The sequence below is a fragment of the Actinoplanes subglobosus genome (assembly GCF_042650585.1).
Classification (GTDB): Bacteria; Actinomycetota; Actinomycetes; order Mycobacteriales; family Micromonosporaceae; genus Actinoplanes; species Actinoplanes subglobosus.
Genome location: NZ_JBHSBL010000012.1, coordinates 220101 through 244491, shown reverse-complemented (window position 1 = coordinate 244491; position 24391 = coordinate 220101). Strand labels below are relative to the sequence as shown.

At 71.3% G+C, this 24391-nt stretch carries 22 protein-coding genes; 13 read left to right on the top strand and 9 right to left on the bottom strand.

Annotated features, from left to right (window positions below; genetic code table 11):
- Position 1: 1 nt before the first annotated feature.
- Positions 2-1138, bottom strand: coding sequence for a class I SAM-dependent methyltransferase (locus ACFO0C_RS12220; protein WP_378066680.1), 1137 nt, complete (start codon positions 1136-1138; stop codon positions 2-4).
- A gap of 94 nt (positions 1139-1232) precedes the next feature.
- Here ACFO0C_RS12220 and ACFO0C_RS12215 point away from each other — a divergent pair, with 94 nt between their 5' ends.
- Complete coding sequence (locus tag ACFO0C_RS12215) at positions 1233-1901, top strand: biliverdin-producing heme oxygenase (protein ID WP_378066679.1); 669 nt, start codon at positions 1233-1235, stop codon at positions 1899-1901.
- Between the two features lie 45 nt (positions 1902-1946).
- On the opposite strand, the gene ACFO0C_RS12210 is transcribed toward ACFO0C_RS12215, so the two are convergent.
- The 3 genes from ACFO0C_RS12210 to ACFO0C_RS12200 all read right to left on the bottom strand — a co-directional run bounded on the left by ACFO0C_RS12210 (position 1947) and on the right by ACFO0C_RS12200 (position 4892).
- A complete protein-coding gene (locus ACFO0C_RS12210) occupies positions 1947-3731 on the bottom strand; it encodes a DEAD/DEAH box helicase (RefSeq protein WP_378066678.1) in 1785 nt (594 codons plus the stop codon).
- A 236-nt stretch (positions 3732-3967) separates the two neighbouring features.
- Complete coding sequence (locus ACFO0C_RS12205; RefSeq protein WP_106315613.1) at positions 3968-4192, bottom strand: DUF3107 domain-containing protein; 225 nt, start codon at positions 4190-4192, stop codon at positions 3968-3970.
- Between the two features lie 40 nt (positions 4193-4232).
- A complete protein-coding gene (locus ACFO0C_RS12200; RefSeq protein ID WP_109598501.1) occupies positions 4233-4892 on the bottom strand; it encodes a TetR/AcrR family transcriptional regulator in 660 nt (219 codons plus the stop codon).
- Positions 4893-5129: 237 nt separating this feature from the next.
- On the opposite strand from ACFO0C_RS12200, the gene ACFO0C_RS12195 reads away from it, so the two are divergent.
- The 6 genes from ACFO0C_RS12195 (at position 5130) to ACFO0C_RS12170 (ending at position 12903) form a co-directional block, all read left to right on the top strand.
- Complete coding sequence (locus ACFO0C_RS12195) at positions 5130-6788, top strand: Daple (RefSeq protein ID WP_378066677.1); 1659 nt, start codon at positions 5130-5132, stop codon at positions 6786-6788.
- Positions 6788-7753, top strand: a complete 966-nt coding sequence (locus ACFO0C_RS12190; protein ID WP_378066676.1) for an alpha/beta hydrolase — start codon at positions 6788-6790, stop codon at positions 7751-7753. Before ACFO0C_RS12195 ends, ACFO0C_RS12190 begins: the two co-directional genes overlap by 1 nt.
- A gap of 99 nt (positions 7754-7852) precedes the next feature.
- Positions 7853-8734 carry a DUF3152 domain-containing protein gene (locus ACFO0C_RS12185; protein ID WP_378066675.1) on the top strand — a complete coding sequence of 294 codons (882 nt, stop codon included), beginning with the start codon at positions 7853-7855 and terminating at the stop codon, positions 8732-8734.
- Positions 8735-8803: 69 nt separating this feature from the next.
- Entirely contained in the window at positions 8804-10717 is a 1914-nt protein-coding gene (locus ACFO0C_RS12180) for a DUF3152 domain-containing protein (RefSeq protein ID WP_378066674.1), read from the top strand.
- A gap of 109 nt (positions 10718-10826) precedes the next feature.
- Positions 10827-12008, top strand: coding sequence for an adenylyltransferase/sulfurtransferase MoeZ (gene moeZ, locus ACFO0C_RS12175; protein ID WP_378066673.1), 1182 nt, complete (start codon positions 10827-10829; stop codon positions 12006-12008).
- 88 nt (positions 12009-12096) lie between these two features.
- A complete protein-coding gene (locus tag ACFO0C_RS12170; RefSeq protein WP_378066672.1) occupies positions 12097-12903 on the top strand; it encodes a prenyltransferase/squalene oxidase repeat-containing protein in 807 nt (268 codons plus the stop codon).
- A gap of 6 nt (positions 12904-12909) precedes the next feature.
- Here the strand turns inward: ACFO0C_RS12170 and ACFO0C_RS12165 are convergent, their stop codons facing one another.
- Positions 12910-14151 (bottom strand): glutamate-5-semialdehyde dehydrogenase, encoded by a 1242-nt coding sequence (locus ACFO0C_RS12165; protein WP_378066671.1) that lies wholly within the window; start codon positions 14149-14151, stop codon positions 12910-12912.
- Between the two features lie 12 nt (positions 14152-14163).
- Positions 14164-15276 carry a glutamate 5-kinase gene (gene proB / locus ACFO0C_RS12160; protein WP_378066670.1) on the bottom strand — a complete coding sequence of 371 codons (1113 nt, stop codon included), beginning with the start codon at positions 15274-15276 and terminating at the stop codon, positions 14164-14166.
- Positions 15277-15338: 62 nt separating this feature from the next.
- Between proB and ACFO0C_RS12155 the strand changes: the two genes are divergently transcribed.
- Positions 15339-15647 (top strand): MGMT family protein, encoded by a 309-nt coding sequence (locus ACFO0C_RS12155; protein ID WP_378066669.1) that lies wholly within the window; start codon positions 15339-15341, stop codon positions 15645-15647.
- Here ACFO0C_RS12155 and ACFO0C_RS12150 read toward each other — a convergent pair.
- On the bottom strand, positions 15637-16320 hold the full coding sequence (locus ACFO0C_RS12150) for a TetR/AcrR family transcriptional regulator (protein WP_378066668.1): 684 nt from the start codon (positions 16318-16320) through the stop codon (positions 15637-15639). The two genes, ACFO0C_RS12155 and ACFO0C_RS12150, sit on opposite strands and share 11 nt — an antisense overlap.
- Before the next feature lie 110 nt (positions 16321-16430).
- Here ACFO0C_RS12150 and ACFO0C_RS12145 point away from each other — a divergent pair, with 110 nt between their 5' ends.
- Entirely contained in the window at positions 16431-17354 is a 924-nt protein-coding gene (locus ACFO0C_RS12145) for an NAD-dependent epimerase/dehydratase family protein (protein ID WP_378066667.1), read from the top strand.
- Between the two features lie 103 nt (positions 17355-17457).
- On the opposite strand, the gene ACFO0C_RS12140 is transcribed toward ACFO0C_RS12145, so the two are convergent.
- Positions 17458-18849 carry a gamma-glutamyltransferase gene (locus ACFO0C_RS12140; RefSeq protein WP_378066666.1) on the bottom strand — a complete coding sequence of 464 codons (1392 nt, stop codon included), beginning with the start codon at positions 18847-18849 and terminating at the stop codon, positions 17458-17460.
- Between ACFO0C_RS12140 and ACFO0C_RS12135 the strand changes: the two genes are divergently transcribed.
- Genes ACFO0C_RS12135 through ACFO0C_RS12120 form a run of 4 tightly spaced genes read left to right on the top strand, consistent with a single transcriptional unit; the run spans position 18848 to position 23436 of the window.
- A complete protein-coding gene (locus ACFO0C_RS12135; protein ID WP_378066665.1) occupies positions 18848-20293 on the top strand; it encodes an MFS transporter in 1446 nt (481 codons plus the stop codon). The genes ACFO0C_RS12140 and ACFO0C_RS12135 overlap by 2 nt on opposite strands.
- Before the next feature lie 10 nt (positions 20294-20303).
- A complete protein-coding gene (locus ACFO0C_RS12130; protein ID WP_378066664.1) occupies positions 20304-21722 on the top strand; it encodes a pyridoxal phosphate-dependent decarboxylase family protein in 1419 nt (472 codons plus the stop codon).
- A 36-nt stretch (positions 21723-21758) separates the two neighbouring features.
- Positions 21759-22904: a Fic family protein gene (locus ACFO0C_RS12125; RefSeq protein WP_378066663.1), complete on the top strand. Its 1146-nt coding sequence runs from the start codon at positions 21759-21761 to the stop codon at positions 22902-22904.
- Between the two features lie 4 nt (positions 22905-22908).
- The gene (locus tag ACFO0C_RS12120; RefSeq protein ID WP_378066662.1) at positions 22909-23436 is read left to right on the top strand and encodes an NADH-quinone oxidoreductase subunit B; all 528 of its coding nucleotides are present in this window, start codon (positions 22909-22911) and stop codon (positions 23434-23436) included.
- Here ACFO0C_RS12120 and hemC read toward each other — a convergent pair.
- Positions 23433-24350 (bottom strand): hydroxymethylbilane synthase, encoded by a 918-nt coding sequence (hemC, locus tag ACFO0C_RS12115; RefSeq protein ID WP_378066661.1) that lies wholly within the window; start codon positions 24348-24350, stop codon positions 23433-23435. The genes ACFO0C_RS12120 and hemC overlap by 4 nt on opposite strands.
- Positions 24351-24391: the final 41 nt, after the last annotated feature.

The window sequence follows — 24391 nt, the reverse complement described above, 5'->3', positions numbered from 1 at the left end:
GTCAGCCGATCATCCCCGCCAGGGCCGGGTCGACCCCCCACTGGCCGGTCAGCGAGTCGTACTCGGCGCGCTGCTCGGGGGTGGGTGCGGCGCCGGTCCGCCGGGCCCGCAGCATCAGGTTGCGCGGGGTGTGCGCCGAGTCGATGAACTCGACCACGTCCACCCGGTAACCGTGCAGCCGCAGCAGGGCGGCCCGCAGTGAGTCGGTCAGCACGTCGGCGAACCGCTCCCGCAGGATGGCGTGGCGGATCATCTCCCCGTACGGCTCCGGCGCTGAGCCCTTCTTGAGCTGTGCCGCGATGTCGTGGTGGCAGCACGGCGCGGCCAGCACCCACTTGGCCGCCCAGCCGACCGCCCGGGCCAGCGCCTGATCGGTGGCCGTGTCGCAGGCGTGCAGCGCGAGCACCAGGTCCGGCGCGACGGGCAGTTCGGCGTCCTCGATGGTCCCGGCCACGAACGTCACGTCGTCGGAGCAGCCCAGTTCGGCGGCGACGGCGGTGTTCCGTACCCGCTGATCCTCGCGGACGTCGACCCCGACGACCTGGACCGCGACGCCCCGCCCGGCCAGATATCGATAGGCGGCGAAGGTGAGGTAGGCATTTCCGCAGCCCAGGTCGACGACGCGCAGCGGAGTCGGCAGGTCGTCGGGGAGGGTCGCGGCGAGCGCCCGCAGGAAGGCGTCGATCTGACGGCGTTTCGCCGCCGTGCCGCCGACCACGGAGAACAGCGGGTCACCGGGGTCGAGCAGCCACTGCTTGGCCCGGTCGTGCGACTCCGGGGTACGCGGCGCGGCGACCGTGGCCGAGCGGTGCACCTGGGCGTCGCCCTTCTTCGTGATCCGGACCTGCACCGTCGCCGCGTCGGTCTCCACGTGCCAGTTGCCGAAGGGCTCGGCCAGCAGCGCGTCGACCGCCGCGGCCGCCTCGGCCCCGTCGACGTTGCGCGTGTACGGCCGGGCGCCGTCGTCGGTGACGATCTGCAATCTCCGCCCGGTCTTCAACGTCACCGGGCGTAGCTGTGCCCGCGTCACCGTGGGTGTGTGCCCACGACGCCGTCCGGCAGCGACGGCCCGGGTGAGGCCCGGGGCGAGGAGAAGCTCCCGCACCTCGGCGAGGACTGATTCGAGCGGTTCTGGCATGACTTCCATTCTGCTATTCGCGACAGAGGCGTCCGTGGGGCTGTGTACCTGGTCCGACGCGGTTAAGTTGATCGGTGCCGTAGAAGAAGACGAGGTGCCCCCCACGATGTCCTTCCTCGCCGACTCCTCCGCGCCCACACTGCTCTCCGACCGTTTGCGGGAGATCAACCTCAGGGAGAGCGCCGGGTCGCGGCAGAGCCTGTTCGTCACCCACCTGGCATCCGGTCAGTTGCCCCTGGCCGCCTACGCCGAGTTACTCAGTCAGTACTGGTTCATCTACGAGTCGCTGGAGCTCGCCGCTACCGCGATGACCGACGATCCGGTGGCCCGCCGTTTCGTCTACCCGGAGTTGTTCCGCCTGCCGGCGCTCGAGTCGGACCTGCGGTTCCTCTTCGGTTCGCGCTGGCAGAGCCGGATCACGGCGCTGTCGGCGACCACCACCTACTGCTCACGGATCCGCAGCGCCGCCTTCGGCCGGGCCACCGAGTACGTCGCACACCACTGCACCCGCTACCTCGGCGATCTGGCCGGAGGGCAATGGCTGGGGCAGGCGGTCGTCGAGGCGTACGGATTCCGCCGTGAGGGTTTCCGGTTCTTCGTCTTCGAGGGGATCGACCCGCCGGTGTTCCGGGCCCGTTACCGGGAACGGCTCAACGCCGTGCCGTGGGCCCGCCGCCAGCAGGACGCGTTCCTCCGCGAGGTGTCCGCCGCCTACCGGCTCAACATGGACCTGCTGGCCGAACTGTGGCGTGGCTGGACCTGATACGGCGACGGGACCGGGATCGACCCGGTCCCGTTCCGTGACGGATCAGGCCTCGGGGCCGGCCGACAGTTCGGCCCCGGCCGGGCGGGTGGTGCGACGCCGGCGTCGGCGCGGGGCCGCCGCGCCCTCGTCCGACGTGGTCTCGGCGGCCGGAGCAGCCTCGACCGGCGCCTCCGCGGCACCGTCGGAGAAGGTCATCGCCGTCGCGGCGGTCCGGCGGCGCCTGGTCCGGGCCCGGGGTGCGGCATCTTCCGTCGCCGGTGCCTCGGAGGCGGCGAGCGCCTCGGAAGAGGCAGGGGTCTCGGAGGAAGCGGGGGCCTCGGAGGAGACCGGTGCCACGGCGCCGTCCTCGGTCACCCGGCGGCGGCGACGCTGACGCGCGGGCCGCTCGGTCGCCTCGCCGGAACCGGAACCGGAACTGGGCGCGGCGTCAGCCGACGGTCCGGAGTCGCCACCACGTGACCGGCCACGACCACCCCGGTCACGGTCGCGGTCACCACGGCCACGGCCACGCCGCCCGACGGTGCCGAGGTCCTCCTCGACCTCCGCGGAGAGCCCGGCCCGGCTGCGCGAAGCGGTCGGCAGGGTGCCCGAGACGTCGGTCGGGATGTCCAGGTCCGCGTAGAGCGCGGGGGACGTGTGGTACGTCTCCGGAGGCTCCGGCATGGTGAGACCGAGCGACTTGTCGATCAGCACCCAGCGCGGCATGTCCTCCCAGTCCACGAAGGTGACCGCGACACCGGTGGCACCGGCCCGGCCGGTACGGCCGATGCGGTGCGTGTACGTCTCCGGGTCCTCCGGGCAGTCGTAGTTGATCACGTGGGTGACGCCCGAGACGTCGAGGCCACGGGCCGCCACGTCGGTCGCCACCAACACGTCGATCTTGCCGCTCCGGAACGCCCGCAGCGCCCGCTCACGAGCACCCTGACCCAGGTCGCCGTGCACGGCCGCGACCGCGAAACCGCGGAAGTCGAGGTCCTCGGCGACCCGGTCGGCGGCCCGCTTCGTACGCGTGAAGATCATCGTGAGACTGCGGTCCTTGGCCTGCAGGATCCGCGCCACCATCTCCACCTTGTTCAGCGGGTGGGTGCGGTAGACGACCTGCTTGGTCAGCGGGGACGGGCCGCTCTCGGTGGTGTGCCCGGCGTGGATGGTGACCGGGTTGCGCAGGAACCGGCGCGACAGGGCGACGATCGGGTCCGGCATGGTCGCCGAGAACAGCATCGTCTGACGCTGCTCCGGGATCATCGCCAGGATCTTCTCGACGTCCTCCAGGAAGCCCAGGTCGAGCATCCGGTCGGCCTCGTCGAGCACCAGGGCGCGGATCGAGCTCAGCTTGAGCTGTTTCTGCTTGCACAGGTCGAGCAGGCGGCCGGGGGTGCCGACCAGGATCTCGACGCCCTTCTTGAGGGCCTCGACCTGCGGCTCGTAGGCCACGCCGCCGTAGATCGGCAGGACCCGGACACCCCGGGTGCTGCCGGCCGCGGCGAGGTCGCGGGCCACCTGGAGGCCCAGCTCACGGGTGGGGACGACGATCAGGGCCTGGGGCTGGCCGTCGGCGCCCTCGGACGGGGCGAGGACGCGCTCCAGCATGGGCAGGCCGAAGCCGAGGGTCTTGCCGGTACCGGTGGGGGCCTGGCCGATCAGGTCGGTGCCGCGCAGCGCGATGGGCAGCGCGTACTCCTGGATCGCGAAGGCGTGAGTGATGCCGGCCTTGGCCAGAGCCTCGACGGTCTCTGCGCGAACGCCCAGCTCAGCGAAGGTGGGGCTGTCCGGGCGGACCGGTGCGCGGGTGGTGACGGGGACTAGAGCTTGCTCATTGTCGGTCATGAAGTTTTACGGGTGCCCTCTCGTGGTGCGCCCGTGGATGAGTCTTTGGGCGCGGTCTCGTATAGGCGCGGGCCGCACGCTCGAAAGCGGGCCACACGCGGGCCGTCGACTCGACAGATCGACGGCTACGCAGGCCACTCTACCCGACCTGGTAGCAGACGCACCGAGAGAGAGTTACGGGAGGGAGCCCTGAGACCAGGACACCCTCCCGTTGATGAAACTCAGCCGGCTGAAACTCAGCGGGTCGTGAAGCCGAAGGGGCGGTGCGACGCCTCGGCGATCTCCACGTAGGCCACCTTGGCGATCGGGATGATCACCTTGCGGCCCTTCTCGTCAGTGAGCGTCAGGACGCCGTCCTTGGCCAGAGCATCCGTCACGGCCTGCTCGACCTCCGCCGGGGTCTGAGCGCTCTCCAGCACAAGCTCGCGCGGCGACTGCTGCACGCCGATCTTGACCTCCACGGAGTCCCTCCTAAAAAGATCCGTCTACCCGTTCGAAAGGCTATCCGATTTCGGGGGCCATACCGGCCGTTGAACCGCCCTGGAGCGGGAAGCTGGCGATCCCACGCCAGATCAGCGCAGCTACGAGCGCTTCGGCTTCAGCTTTGGGCGTACGCCGTCCGTTGGCGAGCCAGAACTGAGCGGCCTGTCCGGCCGCCCCTGCGAGGCCGGAGGCGAGCAGTTCGGCCTGATCCGGCCGGAGCCCCGTGTCGGAGATGATGGTGTCCGTCACAGCGGCGATGCAGCCCTGCTCGACCCGTTCCACCCGCTGGCGGACCTGGGGGTCGTTGCGCAGGTCCGACTCGAAGACGAGCCGGAACGCCTCACTCTCGTGGTCCATGAAGTCGAAGTACGCCCGGACGGCGCCTTTCACACGGTCCTTGTTGTCGGGGGACGCCAGCATGGCCCCGCGCACCTTGGCGATTATCGCGTCGCAGTGCGTGTCCAGCAGGGCCAGGTAGAGCTCCAGCTTGCCGGGGAAGTGTTGGTAGAGAACGGGCTTCGAGACGCCCGCCCGCTCCGCGATGTCGTCCATCGCGGCGGCGTGATAGCCGTGCGCGACGAAGATCTGCTGCGCGGCGGCCAGCAACTGCTTGCGTCGCGCCGAACGGGGCAGGCGGGTGGGTCGTGCGGTCTGTGGCCCGCCGGACGCAGCGGTCATTTCTGTGAACCTCCAGGGGGGTCGGGTCCCCGCGGTTTGTCGTCTCGGATTGCCCGGATCGGCGCATGTCGCGGTCGTGCGGGCAATTGTCGCGACGCTGCAACTTATCGCCACTGCAACGACACGGTAGCCTCAGCGGGGGCGAGCGAGGAGCGCGCGGTGGATGAATCAGGGCATTCCGGAGACACGGGAGCCTCAGTGGGTGGCAACGGGGCCGACTCGCATGACCGCACAAGGATGAACGGCTGGGCGACCGACGACAGTTCGTGGTCCAACACGGGAGCGGCATTGGAGCAGGGAGTGGACACGCCACCATGGCGGCGACCGTCCGACGGGCGCACCTTCGGACGCCAGCAGATCCCGGCGGAGCGTCCCTTCGGGGCCGCGCCCGCGTCCGGGATTCCCGCCGCGGCGGCGAGCTCCGAGATTCCCCCGTCCGGGTCCACCGAATCATGGTCCCCCGAACGGAGCCGGCTCGCCGACATCCTGGGCCATCACCGTCGTCCGCCGACGGCTCCCGCGCCGAGCAGCGCGCCGCCTTTTCCGTATGAGGGTGACCTCGACGACACCTATCAGCAGCGGGCCGCCATGCCGCAGCAACGGCCCGACTGGGTGCCCGAGCCGGTCAAGGGGCCGCCGCCGGTCGCACCGGTCTCCGGCGAGCCCGGCCGCTCCCGGCACGCGCTGGTCACCGACACCCTCGCGCAGGGGCTGCCGCAGTTCGACGGCCCGGCCGACTCGTTCGACCCGCCGGGGTTCCAGCGCCGGCCGTACGATGCGGCACCTGAAGTGACACCGACCTACGTCCCGCCCGGTGACGCCGACGACGACGGCGACCAGCGTGGGACGCTCCCGCAGCGCGTCCCGGCCCAGCCGGACGTCCCAAGAGTTCCGGAGCCGCCCTCCGTGGAACCGTCGGCCGAAGCGCCAGCATTGGCCCGCATCGCGACGCACCTGCGCCGCGGCGATGTCGTACCAGCACAGGAGCGCCAAGAGGGCTTCGACGTCCAGGACATCCTGGCGGCGGTCCGTGAGGTGCCGGGCGTGCGCGACGCCTCGTTGCGGGCCACTCCGGCCGGTGCGCACAGCCTCCGCCTCGACCTCTCCGACGGCGCCGACGCCGCCGAGGTGAGCCGCCAGGTGGCCCGCCTGCTCCAGGACCGGATGGGCCTGGACGCGGCGATGCCCGGCGACGGGCCGTCGGCGTTCCGGCCGGCCAGCGCCCCGGTCTCCTCGCCGCGCAGCACGCCGCTGCTGCCCAGCCAGCCCACCCGGCCGGCCCGGGCCGCGGTGCCGGTCGCCCCGGTCTCCAGCCCGGTCGTCGCCCCGGTGTCCTCGTCGCCGGCCCCCGCGCCGGTCTCCGTGGCGCCCGTGTCGGCGCTGCCGCACCCGCCGCTGGATCGGCGGACGCCGGCGGTCAACGCCGGCGCCGCACTGGTCCCGGCGGACTCCTCCAAGCCGCGGCCGCTGGACCCGGGTGACAACCCCGGCCCCCGCGTGATCATCGAGAACGTGCACGTCAACACGTTCGGGGCGGACGCCACCGTCGAGGTGCGGCTGCGTGCCGGTGGCCGCAGCGCCTCGGGCGTGGCCACCGGCCCGGCCGTCGACGGCTACCTCCTGCGCCTGTGCGCCTCGGCCACCGCCGGCGCGGTCGACGAGCTGCTCTCCACCTCGCAGCACGAGGACGGCCCGGCCCGGTGCTTCGTCGAGCACGCGGCCTCGGTCTCGTTCGGGCAGATGCAGGTCGCCGTCGTGGTCCTGCTGCTGTCCTGCGGTGGCGGCTGGGTCGAGCAGCTGGCCGGTTCCGCGGTGGTCACCGGTGACGATCGGCACGCCATGGTGCGCGCCACACTGTCCGCGGTGAACCGTCGGCTCGAGGCACTCCTGGCTTGATGAAGGGCGCGATTCTGGCCGACGACAGTGCGCTGTTGCCGGAGGGTGCGGTTCCACCGCCATGGCCCGCGCGCCGGGTCACGGTCGGCGGGGCGATGATGCATGTCCGGGACACCCCGAGCCCCAGCGCCGCGGCCGAGCCGGCGGTCTACGTGCACGGCCTCGGCGGCTCGTCGCAGAATTTCACCGACCTGGCCGGCCTGCTCGCCGACCGTCTCGACGGTCAGGCTGTCGACCTGCCCGGTTTCGGTTACAGCGATCCCAGCCCGCGCTATTCGATCGCGTCGTTCGCGGCCACCCTCGTCGACTATCTCGAGCATTCCGGTCGCGGCCCGGTCCACCTGATCGGCAATTCGCTGGGTGGGTCGATCTCGGTGCGGGTGGCGGCGCTGCGGCCCGATCTGGTGCGCACGCTCACGCTGATCTCCCCGGCCATGCCGTTCCTCGACCCGCGGCGCACGGCGCAGGGCCCGGTCCTGCCGCTGCTCGCGATGCCCGGCGCCGAGCGCCTGATGGCGTGGGCACTGACCCGGGTCACCGCGGAGGAGATGGCCGAGCAGGTTCTGGCCGCGTGTTTCGGTGACACCACCAAGGTGCATCCGCAGCGGCGGGCCGAGGCGATGGAGGAGATCCAGCTCCGCTACACCGTCGCCCACTATCCGAGGGCTTATCTCGGCACCCTGCGCGGTCTGGTCAGCAGCTTCCTGCGGGCCTATCTGCCGGGCGTCAACTCGCAGTGGCGGCTGGCCGCCCGCATCCAGGCGCCCACGCTGGTCATCGGCGGTCTCAACGACCGGCTGATCGACCCGCGGGTTCCGGCGCAGGTGGCCCGTCTCGTCCCGGACGGGCGGCTGCTCATCCTTCCCGGTGTCGGCCACGTCGCTCAGATGGAGGTCCCCCGTCTGGTGGCCCGGGCCGTGGTCGGCCTCCTCGACGACGTCCGGGCGGCCTCACCGGAGCGCTAGGGACGATCGGCGCTGTCGATCGGTTGCCCGATGTCGTGAAGCGCACAAGATCCTTCCGGGGTGGGAGGCGTGACCGGTTTCGTGCGAGTCTTGACGCCCATGACCACACCCCCCGAAGTCGCCACCGCGCCGCGATCCCTGTCATCGGGAGACCGGTGGCGCCAGGCTTGGCTGGTCATCCTCGCCGCCGTGTTGGTGCTGCTCACCGTGGTCGCGGTCAGCCGGCCGCCGGACCAGCCGCAGGGTAACCCGGCGGAGGCGGTGACGCCGGTCCACGTCCCGAGCGCGATCCCCACCGACGAGGTGAAGGCGCCGGTGTCGCCATCGCCATCGCCGTCACCGACGCCGACCTCGGTCTTTCCGCCCGCCGGCGTGCTGGCGCTCGACGGTGACGTGCCGGTGAAGGGTTCCGGCAAGTTCGACTACGCGAACGAGCGCGGCCCGGTCGCCGGCACCCGGGGGACGGTCCGCCGCTTCAAGGTCGCCGTGGAGCAGGGCAGCGGTGAGGACGTCGCCGCGTTCGCCGCGCAGGTGCGGGCGATCCTGGAGGACGAGCGGAGCTGGGTCGGCTCCGGGTCGGTCCGGCTGCAGATGGTGGCCGGGGCGGACCGGGCGGACTTCACCGTCTACCTGGCCACGCGCGAGACGGCAGGCCGGATGTGCGAGCTGGGCGGCACCGGCATCCGGATCGGCGGGGTGCCGTACACCTCGTGCCGTGCCGTGGGGAAGGCGATCATCAACCTGGACCGCTGGCGGCGGTCGGCGCGGCCCTATCTGGAGGCGAAGGTCGATCTCGCCGCCTACCGGCAGTATGTGGTCAATCACGAGGTCGGGCACGAGCTCGGCCATCGGCACGAGGGCTGCCCGAAAGCCGGCGGCCCGGCACCGGTGATGGTCCAGCAGACGCTGACGCTTCGCGGCTGTGTCCCCTGGTCCTGGCCTCGCGACAAGGGCCGGGACCTCGCCGGCCCCCGACTGTGAGAGCCCATCAGGTACGGAAATCCGAAAGTCCTGTGACAGACGAGGAGTCGTGGCAGGCTTGCGCTTGCTATGGCAAACGCGACAAATGGTCCTGTTGACCCGGACGCCGGCACCGACCGGCGTGGCCGGGCCGCGCGCTCCCGAGCCGATGCCGAGGCGGCCCCGGCCCCTGAGGTGAAGCCGGCCCGGCGTCGTGCCGTGGCGGCCACCGCGACCACCACCGGCCGCGCGCCGGTGACAGCACCGGCCGAGCCCGCGCGTAAGAGCGTCCGCCGGTCCGCTACCGGGGAGACCGCCCGCCGGACCGGTGAGTCCACGGTCAAACCGGCAGCGGTCAAGTCGACCTCGTCGAAGACCACCACCGGTCGTGCGCCGGCCCGCAAGACCGCCACGGCGCCGGTCGAGCCGCCGGCACCGGAGGAGAAGCCGCCACCCCGCCGCCGGAGCACTGCCAAAGCGCAGCCGGTCCCCGTGGTGCCGGCACTGGAACGTCCCCTGCCCGCCCTGAGCGAGCCGGAGAGCCACGAACCGCCGCCACCGCCGCCCCCGCTCACCCGGGGCATCCTGGAGCTCGCCGCGGAGCGGGTGGCCGCCTCCCGGCCGCGTCCGGCCGAGATCGACCGGCCGGCCCCGGCTGACGACGATCCGCTCGCCGCGCCCGGCGCCCATGTGCGCCCGCGGACCACCGGCGTACGCCGTACCAGCCGGTCCCGCCCGCCCGAGGTCGTCCCGTCCGCCGACAACGGCTGGCTGGGTTCGCCCGAGGTGGAGCGGCCCGATCCGGTCGATGTGCCGCCGATCGGTGCCGTGCCGGTCGACCAGTACCCGCGGACCATGAACCGGGGTCTGCCGCCGAGCGTGCGGCTGCCGGCCGAACTGCCGGACAACCTGTGGCCGCCGCGCTCGATGCTGGAGCGCAACCTCGCCGAGAACATCCACGTGCCGGCCGCGGTGCCACCACGGGTCGAGGACCCGTGGGAGGAGGAGGCGCCGGAACCGCCGGAGATGGTGGCCGACGAGGACCTCTACGTCGCCCCGCCGGAGCGCCGCCACTCGACGGTCGAGATCCACCCCGAGCCGGAACCCGACTTCCTGCCCTCGGTGCTGGAGCACCCGGAGACCGACTACGTACCGGCCCACTCGCGGACCGCCGGACCGGCACGGCACGCCGTGACCGAGACGGCCGCCGCCCGTCGCGTCCGACGTCGCCGGAGGACGGTGCTGGTGGCGTACCTCCTGGTGGTCGTGGTGATTTTGATCGTCGGTCATGAGCTGCGCGACGACGAGCGGCCACTCGCGCCCGGACGCGACGCCGCGCAGCAGGCGGAGGAGCCACAGGGTGTCGGGCCCGCGGCCGGCCCGGTGCCGCAGGCGACCGGGGACGTGCCGGCGAAGAGCGACGGCGGGACCGCCGCCAAGGGCAAGGCCGGAGAGTTCGGGTACGCCCGGGAGCGCGGCCCGATGCTCGGCGACGGTGGCCGGCTGTACCGGTTCCGGGTCGCGGTCGAGAAGAACGTCGCCATCGCGTCGCCGAGCGGGTTCGCCGAGGCCATCGACGAGACCCTCGGCGACGAGCGGAGCTGGATCAACGACGGGCGCCTGCGCCTGCGCCGGGTGCCGAAGGCCGACGACGCCGACTTCACCATCTACCTGGCCTCGGCGAAGACGTCGGAGAAGATGTGCGCGACCGGCGGGCTGGACACCGAGGGATACACCTCGTGCCGGGTCCCCGGCCAGGTCATCATCAACGCCGAGCGGTGGGCCGACGCCGTCCCCGAGTACGACGGCAAGCTGGACACCTACCGCCGTTACACGATCAACCACGAGGTCGGTCACGAGCTCGGGCACGGTCACGAGGCCTGCCCCGGTGAGGGTGAGAAGGCCCCGGTGATGCAGCAGCAGACGTTCGGCCTGAAGGGCTGCACGCCGAACCCGTGGCCCTATCTGGACGGCGAGCGTTACGCGGGTAAGCCGATAGCCTGAATTATTCCGCGATCCCGCATGTCGGGCCCGTGGCCAACGTCATGGATCCGCGCCTGCGAATCGAGCAACAATGGGCGGCGATCCTTACCACCGAACCCGGGGAGTGAATGTGGCTCTGCCCCCGCTCGTCGAGCCGGCCGCCGAGCTGAGCGTCGACGAGATCCGCCGCTATTCGCGTCACCTGATCATCCCCGACGTCGGGATGGACGGGCAGAAGCGGCTGAAGAACGCCAAGGTCCTCGCGGTCGGCGCGGGCGGTCTCGGCTCGCCGACGTTGCTCTACCTGGCCGCGGCCGGTGTGGGCACGCTCGGCATCATCGACTTCGACACGGTCGACGAGTCCAACCTCCAGCGCCAGATCATCCACGGTGTCTCCGACGTCGGCACGCCCAAGGCGGAGTCCGCGGCCCGGAGCATCGCCGAGGTCAACCCGCTGGTCAACGTGGTCGTTCACAACACCGCGCTGGACCGTGACAACGTCAAGGAGATCTTCAGCCAGTACGACCTGATCGTCGACGGCACCGACAACTTCGCCACCCGCTACATGGTGAACGACGCCGCGGTGCTGCTCGGCAAGCCGTACGTCTGGGGCTCGATCTACCGCTTCGACGGCCAGGCGTCGGTCTTCTGGGAGGAGCACGGTCCCTGCTACCGCTGCCTCTACCCGGAGCCCCCGCCGCCCGGGATGGTCCCGAGCTGCGCCGAGGGCGGTGTCCTCGGTGTGCTCTGCGCGTCGATCGGCTCGATCCAGGTCAACGAGGCGATCAAGCTGATCACCGGTATCGGTGAGCCGCTGGTCGGGCGCCTGATGGTCTACGACGCCCTGGAGATGGAGTACCGCAAGATCAAGGTCCGTAAGGACCCGAACTGCGCGCTCTGCGGTGACAACCCGACCGTCACCGACCTGCTCGAGGACTACGAGGACTTCTGCGGCGCGGTCTCCGAGGAGGCGCAGGAGGCGATCACCGGCTCCACGATCTCGGTCCGTGAGCTGAAGGACTGGCAGGACAGCGGCAAGGACATCTTCCTCGTCGACGTCCGCGAGCCGGCCGAGTGGGAGATCAACCGTATCCCGGGCGCGACCCTGATCCCCAAGGGCGAGATCCTCTCCGGCGAGGCGCTCGCGAAGTTCCCGCAGGACAAGCAGATCGTCCTGCACTGCAAGTCGGGCGTGCGCTCGGCCGAGGCCCTCGCCGCGCTCAAGACGGCCGGGTTCAAGGACGCCGTGCACGTGCAGGGCGGCATCGTGTCGTGGGTCAACCTGATCGACCCGTCACTGCCGTCGTACTGACGGATCTCTGTCAGGGGAGTCACCATCGGGTGACTCCCCGGATGGGACAGGCCTGCGATTCACAGATCCGGCGCGTACCGTCGTCACTGTGATCGATATAGACGCCGCGATCGGCTACGTGGTCGCCCATGGTGATCCGGTGGAGCGGGCGCGGTTGTCCCACCTCAGGACCGGGCATCCGGCACCTCCCGAGGCCGTGGAGCTGATCGCCGCCGGCCAGATGCCGGAGGGCGGCTGGCCCGCCTCGGCCGAGGGCGGCATCCCCTCGATCGACGCCACCTGTTACCGCCTGGCCGAGCTGGACGGCATCGGTGCGGTGGACAGTCCGGTCGGGGTGCAGGCCCTGCAATGGCTGGCCGCCGCGCAGCGCGGTGACGGCACCTGGCAGGAGCACGAGGCGCTGGCCGATGTGGCGCCGGCCTGGGCACTGCCAGGCGACCCGGAGGCGACCCTCTACCAGACCTCGGTGGCCGGTTTCTGGCTCACCGCGGCCGCCGCCGACATCGACCCCTACCAGACCCGGGCGCCGTGGAACGAGGTGCTCAGGTCGGCCGCGAGCTGGGTGATCACCCAGATCCGGCCGGACGGCACGTGGCCGTCGTTCCTGGCCGCCGGCTGGCATGCCGCCGGGCTCCTGCACCAGCAGCAGTTCTACTACGAGTCGGCTCGGGTGCAGCAGGTCCTCGGCGACCGCCTGCCGGACATGTCGCCGGCTGACGTGGCGTCGATGGCGACCATCCTGCGTCGGGTCAACCTCGCCGACGACTGGTTGTTGCAGAGTGCCCGCAAGCGTCTGACGCAGACCCAGCGCCCCGACGGCGGCTGGGACAGCAACGAAGGCCCGCTCTTCGACGTCAACACGACACTGACGGCGCTGCGGGCCTTCCGAGGCTGAGATCTCTCAGCGGGTGTGCCCGTTGCCGGTCACCACATACTTGGTGGAGGTCAGCTCGGGCAGACCCATCGGGCCGCGGGCGTGCAGTTTCTGTGTGCTGATGCCGATCTCCGCGCCGAAACCGAACTCGCCGCCGTCCGTGAAGCGGGTCGACGCGTTCACCATCACCGCGGCCGAGTCCACCCCGGCGACGAACCGGCGGGTCGCCGCGACCGACTCGCTGACGATCGCCTCGGTGTGGCCCGTCCCGTAACGCCGGATGTGGTCGAGAGCGTCGTCGAGCCCGTCGACGACCGCGACCGAGATGTCCAGCGACAGGAACTCGGTGCCGAAGTCCTCCTCGGTGGCCAGGACCACGGCGTCGCTGTAACCGGCCACCCGGGCGTCGCCGTGCACGGTGACACCGGCGTCGGCCAGCGCCGACAGCACCAGCGGCAGGAACGTATCGGCGATCTCGGCGTGCACCAGCAGCGACTCCGCCGCGTTGCACACCGACGGCCGCTGCGCCTTCGAGTTGATCGTGATGGCCAGCGCCTTCTCCAGATCGGCGGCCGCGTCGACGTAGACGTGACAGTTGCCGACCCCGGTCTCGATCACCGGCACCGTCGACTGCTCGACCACCGTCCTGATCAGGTCGGCGCCGCCGCGCGGGATCAGGACGTCGACCAGGCCGCGGGCCCGCATCAACTCCTTCACCGAGTCACGGGTGGTCGCGTCGAGCAGCTGGACCGTGTTGGCCGGCAGGCCGGCGTCGGCGACCGCCTTGCGCAGCACCGAGACGATCGCCGCGTTCGACGAGAAGGCCGAACCGGAGCCGCGCAGCAGCGCCGCGTTGCCCGACTTGAGGCAGATGCCGGCGGCGTCGGCCGTCACGTTGGGCCGGCCCTCGTAGATCATGCCGACCACCCCGAACGGCACCCGGACCTGCCGCAGCTCCAGCCCGTTGGCCAGGGTCGAGCCGCGCACCACGTCACCGATCGGGTCGGGCAGGGCGGCGAGCTGGCGCAGGCCGTCGGCCATCGCGGCGACCCGCTCCGGCGTCAGGAGCAGCCGGTCGATCATCGCCTCGGACGTGCCGGCCGCCCGCGCGTTCGCCACGTCGACGCCGTTGGCGTGCACGATGTCGTCGGTCCGCTCGACCAGACGGTCGGCCATCAGCAGCAGGGCCGCGTCCTTCTCCGCACGGGTGGCCGCGGCCAGGTCGAACGACGCGACGCGGGCGGCCGCGGCCTGCTCCAGCACACTCATCAGGAAGCCTCTCTACAGCAGCACCAGGTCGTCGCGGTGGACGACCTCTCGTTCATATCCCGGCCCGAGTGCGGCGGCCAACTCGGGGGTGGACCGCCCGAGCAGGGCCGGCAGCTCGACCGCGTCGTAGTTGACCAGGCCGCGGGCTACCGGCGTACCCGATCCGGCGTCGACCAGATCCACCGGATCGCCGGCGGCGAACGAACCGTCGACCGCGGTGATGCCGGCCGGCAGCAGCGATTTGCGCCGTGCCACGACCGCCGCGACCGCGCCCTCGTCGAGGTGCAGCCGCCCCCGCGGCGCCGTCGCGTGGGCCAGCCAGAAGAGGCGGGCGGCCGGCCGTTGAGCGGCCGCCTCGAAGAGGGTGCCGACCTCGTCGCCGGCGAGCGCGGGGCCGGCCAGCGGGGCCGCGGTGAGGATGACCGGGATGCCGAATCCGGTCGCTATCCGGGCCGCCTCCACCTTGGTCACCATGCCGCCGGTGCCGACGCCGGACTTGCCGGCCGAGCCGATCGCGATGCCCTCGATGTCGCTGTCGTCCCGCACCAGCGGGATCCGCCGGGACGCGGGGTCGGCCGGGTTGCCGGTGTAGAGCGCGTCCACGTCGGAGAGCAGCACCAGCAGGTCGGCGTCGGCGAGCGCGGCGACCAGCGCGGCGAGCCGGTCGTTGTCGCCGAACCGGATCTCCTCGGTGGCGACCGTGTCGTTCTCGTTGACGATCGGCAGGGCGCCCAGGTCGAGCAGCTTGCGGAGGGTCCGGTACGCGTTCCGGTAGTGGGCCCGGCGCGTCACGTCGTCCACGGTGAGCAGCACCTGCCCGACGGTGAGCCCGTGCCGCGCGAACCCGGCGGTGTAACGCGCGATCAGCAGGCCCTGACCGACCGAGGCGGCGGCCTGCTGGGTGGCCAGGTCACGTGGCCGCCGGCGTAGCTGGAGCGGGGCCAGCCCGGCGGCGATCGCGCCGCTGGACACCAGGACCACCTCACGCCCGCCGGTCGCCAGCGAGCCCAGCACGTCGACCAGGGCGTCGACACGTTGCTCGTCGATGCCGCCCGTCGCGGTGGTCAGCGAGGACGAGCCCACTTTGACCACGATCCGGCGCGCACCGGTCACCACTTCCCGCACCAGGCCCATTGTGCTCGGCCGGGCGCTGTCGACCGTCGTCCGATCCCATATCGTGGCGGGTTGTGACACCGCAGGAGTACGTCGAAGAGGTCCTGGCCCTGGTGGAGAGCATCCCCGAGGGGCGGGTGATGTCGTACGGTTCGATCGCCGACGCCCTGGCCGACCGCTCCGGCCGGAACTCACCCCGGCAGGTCGGCCGGATCATGGCGTTGCACGGCGGCGGCGTGCCCTGGCACCGGGTGTGCAGCGGTGGCGGCCGGCTCCCTCCCGGTCACGAGGCGCGGGCGAAGGCGCTGCTCCTGGCCGAGGGCGTACCGATGCGCGGCGACCGGGTGCTGATGGCGTCGGCGGGCTGGATGCCTACGCAGTGAGCCCGGCCTGCCGGGCCGCACCCCGCAGCTGATACTCGAAGAACCCCCGCCGGTCCTCCTCGACCGACTTGTTGAGCTGCCCGAAGAGTTCCGCGCTGATCGCGCCGCAGATCTGGAAATACGCGGCGATGGCGTCGGCCACCAGGCGGGTCGGCAGGTCCGGCAGCACGGAGGCGGCGATCGGGGCGAGTTCTTCCGCGAAACGCCCGGCGAGCGGTTCGCGAGAGACCAGGACCCCTGAGGTGTACGCCTCCGTCAGCGTCGCACCCAGCAGGAGCAGGACACGGGTGGCCGGAACGACGGTGTCCTGCGGCGCCTGGTAGCCCGGGACCGGGCTCCCGTAGATCAGCGCCCACTCGTGCGGGCCGGACAGCGCCCACTCCCGTGCCGCGTGCCCGGCCGCAAGCCACTTCTCCAGCGGTGTGCCGGCCGAGGCCGCGGCCTGCTCGGCAGCCTCGCCGACGGCGTTGTAGGCGTCGATGATCAGCGCCGTGAGCAGGTCGTCCCGGCTGGCGAAGTAGCGGTACACCGCGGACGAGGCCATCCCGAGGTCCCGGGCGACGGCCCGCAGCGACAGGTTCGCCCCGTCGGTGGCCAGGTGCCGTTTCGCCACCGTCTTGATCTCTTCGGTCATCTCGGCCCGGACCCGGGCTCGCAGGTTTGCGGCGCTCATGAGGCCAGTGTGCCACAAAGAGAGCACCGCTCTTGCTTCTTCCGTGAATCGTGTGCGATCGTTGTCCTCAACAGAGAGCACCGCTCTCAAATGCGAGCAAGGAGAACGTCATGCACCTCGTCATCGGTTCCGGGCCCATCGGTTCTGCCGTCGCCAACCTGCTCGCCGAGCGGGGCGAGCGGGTCCGCATCGTCACGCGCAGCGGCAGCGGCCCCGAGCATCACCTGGTCGAACGGGTCACCGGTGACGCCGCCGACGCCCGCCGCCTGGCCGAGCTGGCCCAGGGTGCCGAGGTCGTCTACAACTGCGCGAATCCGAAATACACCGAGTGGACCGAGAAGTGGTTCCCGATGAACAACGCGATGATCGCCGCCGCCAAGTCGGCCGGTGCGGTCTACGCCATCACCGGCAACCTCTACGGTTACGGCCCCCAGCCCGGCGGCCTGATGACCGAGAGCACCCCGCTCGCCGCGATCGGCCGCAAGGGTCGCGTCCGCATCCAGATGTGGCAGGACGCCCTGGAGAGCGGGGTGCGCACGATCGAGGCCCGCGCCTCCGACTACCTGGGCGCCGGCGCGGTCGGAGTCTTCTCCAGCGTGCTGCTGCCGGCCATGGTCAAGGGCCGCACCGCGTGGGGCCCGGCCGACATCGACGCCCCGCACACCTTCACCTACACCGGCGACATGGCCCGCACCCTGGTCGAGCTGGCCCGCGACGAGCGCGCCTGGGGCAAGGCCTGGCACGTCCCGTCACCGGCCGCGATCTCGATCCGTCAGCTCGCCGCCCGCTACTGTGAGCTGACCGGCCAGTCTCCGCTGACGGTGCGCAGCATGCCCCGCTTCGTGATGCGCACGGCTGGCCTGGTCATCCCGATGGCCCGCGAGATGGCCGAGATGGATTACCAGTTCTACGCCCCGTTCGTCCTGGACTCGTCGCTGACCGAGCGCACCTTCGGCCTCACCGCCACCAGCCTCGACGTCCCGCTGCGGGAGACGGCCGCCGCCGCGGCGGCCACCGCGGCCCGGACGATGTGACGGCTCCCGGCCGTGGTGGCCGTCCGGGCCATGTGACGGCTCCCGGCCGTGGTGGCCGTCCGGGCCATGTGACGGCTCCCGGCCGCGCGACACACGCCGCGTTCTACAGGAGCAGCCCCACGCCGCCGCGCCGTGGGTCGCCGGCCGCGCCGGACCGGCCCACGGCGGTGACACCACCGAAGTAGTGGTTGATCTCCGGCCACTCGACGATCTGCCAGCCCGCCCCACTGAGCTCGGCAAGCTCTGCCACCGGGTACCCGGCCTCCACGTGCACGGTGTCCTCCACCGCGTGGAACCGGGGCCGGGCGATCGCCTCCGGCACGCTCAACCCGTCGACGAGCACCCCGAGCAGCGTGTCGACGAGCGCCGTCCGGATCCGGGAGGCCCCCGCCGACCCGGCCGCCACGGCCAGCCCGCCGTCGGGGGCGGTCACCACCAGCGGGCACATGTAGGAGGACATCCGCTCACCCGGTACCAGGTTCTCGGTGAGCAGCTCACCCTCGCCGAGCATCGAGTTCAGGTTGATCCCCAGCCCAGGCAGCCACACCCCGGCGCCGAGCCCGAGCGTCGTGGTGATCACGCAGGCGTTGCCCTCCTCGTCCACCACCGAGACGTTCGTGGTGTCGCCGAGGCGCTGCCGGCCCCGGTTCACCAGGGCCGACGCCACCCCTGGCGCGCGAGTCGCCCGGGACAGATCGGACGGTAGAGCACCGATCGTCTCAACTGTCCGGTTCAGATCATGCCTAGCGTGCACCCGGTAGCCGGCCAGCGACGCATGATCCACCGGCACCGACTCCACCCGGTACGCCGCCAGGTCCGCCGGGCCGATGTTCCCGCCCGCCGCCCGTACCGTCTCGACCAGCAGTTTCCCGTAATCCCCGGTGTAGAAGACCTCCGGACCTTCGGTGGCCAGCGCGTCCATCGCGGTCGCCAGCCCCGGATGGAAGAGCAGCTCGTCACCCTGGAGCAGCCGCCCACCCGGCTGATAGAGAGCGGCACCCTCCCCGTAGGCCAGCGCCGGCGCGCACGTCTCCAGCGTGCGCGCGTGCGCGGCGGGCAGGAGCACCCCGGTCCGGGCCAGCCCGGCCGCCGGAGCCACCACCTCGGGCCACGGCAGCCGCCCCCAGCGCCGGTGCACCTCACCGAGCCCGGCCGGCACCCCGGGAACCGCCACACTGGCCCCGCCGATCGAGTAGATCTGTGGCAGCCCGCCGAAGAACACGTCCACCGCCACCATCGCCGCCGGGTCCCGATCCCGGTCCAGCCCCGGCACCGCCACGAAGAAGTCGAGACACGTGACCTCGCGCGTGCGCGCGTCGAAGAAGGTGGCGAACCCGCCGCCGCCGAGCCCCGTGTAGACCGTCTCGGCCACACAGCAGGCCAGTACAGCGGCCACCGCCGCGTCGGCCGCGGAACCGCCTGACTCGAGAACCCGCAGCCCCGCGCGGGCGGTCGCCGGATGACTTGCGGCGACGCCGGCCGCAACGCTTTTCATGCGGCCGAGCGTAGGCGGACCAGCCCGATCTTGGTTACGATGCGCGTCGATGACGCCTGCTGGTCCCCCTCCCGTGGTAACCCCGACGAGTGTCCTGCCGCGCGGTGTTTTGGCTGGATATGCCCTTGGGTCGTTGGTGACCGGAGCCTTCGGCACGGTGCCCGGTTTGCTTCTTCTGCCTTATCTGACCGACACGCTGGGTGTAGCCGCTGGTGTGTCCGGCTTGCTGGTCCTCATTCCCAAGGCGTGGGACGTCGTCGTCAATCCGGTCGCCGGACGGATCTCCGACCGCCGCGGCTCGCGCCGTCCGTTCCTGCTGATCGCCGGATTGCTGCTCGGCGTGCTCTTCGCGGCGATCTTCGCGGCGCCCTTCCCGGGCGGTGCCGCCTCCGGGGCGTACGTCGCGTTCGCCTTCCTCGCCGCCGCCACCGCGTTCGCCTTCTTCCAAGTCCCCTACGTCGCGATGCCGGCCGAGCTCACCGACGGCTACGCCGAGCGCACCCGGCTGATGACCTGGCGGGTCGCGGTCCTGGCCCTGGCCATCCTGGTCTCCGGCGCCCTCGCGCCGCTCGTCGTCCAACTCACCGGCGGAGGCCGCGAGGGACACCGCTGGTCCGGCGCCTTCGTCGGCGCCCTCATCGTCGTGGGCACGCTCGCCACCTTTCTCGGTACGCGTGGAGCCGAGTCCCGCCAAGCCGGCGACTCCGAGCCGAGCCTCCGGGCGCAACTGCGCGTGGCCAACGGCAACGCCCCCTTCCGTGCCCTGCTGATCTGCTGGATCGTCCAGGCCGCCGGCATCGGCACCATGCTGGCCGGCGTCAAGTACTTCGCCGACCACGTCCTCGTCCAGGAGTCCGGCGCGACCTTCCTGTTCGCCGCCTTCGTCGGCCCCGCCCTGCTGGTGATGCCGCTGTGGACCGCGGTGGGCCGCCGTCACGGCAAGCTCCGCTCCCTCGTCGCCGCCTCCCTCCTCTTCGCCGTGGCCGCGCTCGCACTCGTCGCCGCGCCGTCCCTGCCAGCGGTCGCCGTCTATCTGATCGTCGCCGTCGTCGGCGCCGGATACGCCGGCCAGCAGGTCTTCGCCCTGGCGATGCTGCCGGACTGCATCGCCCACGACACCGCGCGCACCGGCCGCCGCCAGGCCGGCGTCTTCACCGGCCTGTGGACCGCGGGGGAGACGCTGGGTCTGGCTCTCGGGCCCGGCATCTACGCATTGCTCCTCCAGATCTTCGGATACGCCTCGTCGGCCACCGGTGAGTCGGCCGCGCAGAGCGACACGGCACGACTCGGGGTGCTGCTCGGTTTCACCGTCGTCCCGGCCCTGATGGTCGGTGCGGCCGTGGTGCTGCTGCGACGCTACGACGATCAGGCCCGACCAGCGTCCGCCCCTGTGGACAACTCGCCGCTGTGGACAACCGAGGGGCCGGCACCGGAGAAGGGATAGCGTCACGAGCATGACTGACGCGCTGCCGGATAAGGGTGTCCCGGGCGAGCAGATCCTCGCCGAGTTGCGGGAGTTGCGAGCCGGTGACCTGCCGACCCACGGCGGCCGCCTCTTCGCCTACGTCTACGACCCCGCCCTCGACGGCCTCGACGATCTGGCCCGGGCCGCCCACGCCACGTCGGCGCACGTCAACGGTCTCGACCCGACCGCGTTCCCCTCCCTGCTGGCGATGGAGAACGCTCTGGTCGGTGCTGCCGCCCGGCTCCTGGGCGGTGGCCCGGCGACGGTCGGCAGCGTCACCAGCGGGGGCACGGAGTCGCTGATCCTGGCGGTGAAAGCGGCACGCGACGCCCACCCGTCGATCCGGTCACCCCGGCTGCTCGTCCCGGCCAGCGCGCACGCGGCGTTCGCCAAGGCCGCCCACTACCTGCGGGTCGAGCTCGATGTCGTGCCGGTGCACGACCTGCGGGCCGACCCGCGTGCGATGGCCGGCGCCGTCACTCCCGACACCGTCCTGATCGCGGCCTCCGCGCCGAGCTATGCCCACGGCGTCGTCGACCCGATCCCGGAGATCGCCGCGATCGCCGCCGGGCACGGGGTCCGTTTCCACGTGGACGCCTGCTTCGGCGGCTGGATCCTGCCGTTCCTGCGACGGCTCGGCGCCGACCTGCCCGACTTCGGCCTTTCCGTGCCCGGCGTCACGAGCATCTCCGTCGACCTGCACAAATACGCCTATGCACCGAAGGGCGTGTCGATCCTCCTGCACGCCTCCGAGGAGCTGCGCCGCCCGCAGTATTTCGCGCATGCCGACTGGCCGGGCTACACCATGATCAATCCGGTGATCTCGTCGACCCGCTCGGGCGGCCCGATCGCCGCCGCCTATGCCACGCTGCGCAGCATCGGCGACAGCGGCTATCTGGACCTGGCGGCGAAGACCCGCGAGGCGGTCGCGGTCCTGGCCGCGGCGGTCGACGCCACCGACGGGGTGCGGCTGTTCGCCCCCGCCGAGACCAGCGTCGTCTGCCTGGCCTCCGACGGTGTCGACCTCTTCGTCCTGGCCGACGAGCTGGCCGCCCGCGGCTGGCACACGCAGCCCCAGATGACCCACGCCGGCCACCCGCCGACCATCCATCTCACGGTGACCGCGGCCGTCCACGCGACGGCCGCCGACTTCGCCCCCGACCTGGCCGAGGCGGTCGCTGCTGCCCGCGCCCGCGGCCCGATCGAGTTGCCGCCGCTGCCGCCCCTGACCCCCGAGATGATCACGCCGGAGCTGATCGCCTCCCTGGCCGAGGGCCTCGGCCTGGGCTCCGGCGACTTCACCCGGATGGCCACGGTCAACACGATCCTGAACGCCGCACCACCACCCCTCCGCGAGGCGCTCCTGACCGGCTTTCTGAGCCTCCTCCAACGTCCACCCCGCGAGTGACGCCATGACGCGATGATTACGTCGTAAGATTTCAGCATGCTGTTTCCGACGCCCGAACTGTCTGCGAACGACCGCGAGGTTCTCGATGCTGTCGAAGCGATGCGCGAAAAGCTGATCTACCAGCTTCAGGCGAGTCCCACCAAATGGGTCTCAGGGCTGCGCAAGTTCCTGACTGCGGATGCGGTGGCAGCATCGAACACCATCGAGGGGTTCCGCGTCTCGACCATCGACGTCCAGGACTTGATGGAGGGCGAGAAGGACGTCGACGTCTCCGACGAGAATCGTGAGGAGACAATCGCCTACCAGCGCATGATGACCTACGTGCAGACGCTGCACGATGTCGCCGACTTCGAATACAGCAAGGGCTTGCTGAACGCGTTGCACTGGATGTTGCAGGGCCATCGCTATACCCGGAACAAGGTTGCCGGCCAATGGCGGCGAGGCCCGGTCTATGTCACCGATCCGGACAATGCCGAGGTCGCTGCCTACACAGCTCCCGATGCCGCTGTGGTTCCGGAGCTGATGGCGGAGTTGGTGGACTGGCTCAACGCCGACTACACCGACCACCCGTTGATTCGTGCAGCCATGGGCCATCTGCACCTGGTCTCGATCCATCCGTGGCCCGACGGCAACGGCCGGATGTCGCGCTCGCTGCAAACTCTGATGATCGCCCGAGAGGGGGTGCTCGCTCCGGAGTTCTCATCGATCGAGGCGTGGCTCGGCCGGTCGCGCAATACCTGGAGTTACTACCAAGAGCTCCAGCGTCGCGGGTCTCGGTACGACCCGGAACAGGACGTCGCGAGTTGGATCCGTTTCAATCTGATCGCATACCACCAGCAGGCGCAAACAGTGCAAGGCCGGGTGGATCGATCAGTCGCGGTGTGGGAGAGGGTTTCGGAGTTCGTCGGCGCCGAGGGCCTTGACGAGCGGATGGTCTCCGCACTGCACGACGTCGCGGTGCATCGACGGCTCCGGAGAGTTCACTACGAGCAAGCCGAAGGCCTCAGCCTCCAGCAGGCGCAGCGAGACCTGCGGGACCTCGCCGCGGCGGGGCTGCTGGAGTCGGTCGGCCGCACCAGGGCCCGGTACTACGTCGAGGGGCCGAACTTTCCGGCAGCGATTCTGGAAGTGGCTCGCACGCCGATGACGCTGAGCCAGCCGTACCCGGATGCGTTAGGTTGACCGGATGGCCGGTCTGCCAGGAGTGCTCGGGGAACCCATCCGGTTCGTGCTGAACTGGGGGCGCCGCTACTCCCTCTGGGTGTTCAACTTCGGTCTCGCGTGCTGTGCCATTGAGTTCATCGCGTCCAGCATGGCCCGGCACGACTTCATGCGGCTCGGCGTGATTCCGTTCGCGCACGGGCCACGCCAGGCCGATCTCATGGTCGTGTCCGGCACGGTCACCGACAAGATGGCGCCGGCGATCAAGCGGCTCTACGACCAGATGCCGGAGCCGAAATATGTGATTTCGTTCGGTTCCTGCTCGAACTGCGGCGGGCCCTACTGGGATTCATATTCGGTCACCAAGGGCGTCGACCAGATCATCCCGGTGGACGTCTACGTGCCCGGCTGCCCGCCCCGGCCGGAGGCGCTGCTGCACGGCATCCTGCGCCTCCAGGAGAAGATCGCCGCCGAGCAGTCCGGCCCGGGCGGTGTGCACCGCCCCGACCCGCTGGCCCTGACCGCCCCACTGGTGAAGCCGCCGGCGAACTAGCCGAGGATCTCCCGCGCGCCCTGCCTGAGCAGGGAGGCGGCGACCGATGTCCCCAGCACGACCGGGTCGGTGGCCCACTCGTGGGCGTCCAGCACCGTCTTGCCGTCCAGGCTGATCACCCGGGCCCGCAGGCTGAGCCGCCCGTCCGGCTCGGTCCGGGCGTAGCCGCCGATCGGGGAGCTGCAACTGCCCTGCAGGATGTGCAGCATGGTGCGCTCGGCCTCGGTCTCCCGCCCGGTCCGGTGATCGGCGAGGACCTCCGCGATCTCCAGCGCGGCCTCGTCGTCCTGCCGGCACTGGAGCACGAGTGTCCCGCTTCCGACGGCCGGCACGAAGGTGTCGACGTCGATCGTGTGCCCGATCCGGGCCGGCAGCCCGATCCGGTGCAGGCCGGCGACGGCGAGGAGCAGCACGTCGTACTCGCCGGCGTCGAGGCGGGCGAGCCGCGAGTTGGCGTTGCCCCGGATGGGCACGGCGGTCAGGTGTGGCCAGTGCAGGGCGAGCTGGGCGATCCGCCGGACCGCGGAGGTGCCGACGCGGGTGCCGGCGGGCAACTCCTCGATCCGCCGCCCGGACGGGTCGACGAGGCAGTCCCGCACGTCGTCGCGGGCGAGGTAGGCGGCGAACATCGTCCCGGCGGGGGCGGGCCGGTCACCGGGCACGTCCTTGACGCAGTGCACGGCGAGGTCGGCCCGGCCGTCGAGGAGCGCCTGGTCGACCTCTTTGGTGAACGCGCCCTTGCCACCCAGCTCGGACAGCGCGCCCTGCCACCGGTCGCCGCTGGTGCTGAGGGGGACGACCTCGACGGTGACCTCGGGCCGTAGCTCGGCGAGCATCCGCCGGACGCGCTCGACCTGGGCGAGGGCCATGGGGGAGGAGCGGGTGCCGATACGCAGCAAGCGTGAAGCGGACATAGCGGAAAGGTTAGCCCCTGGCCCCCTCGGGCTGAGTACCG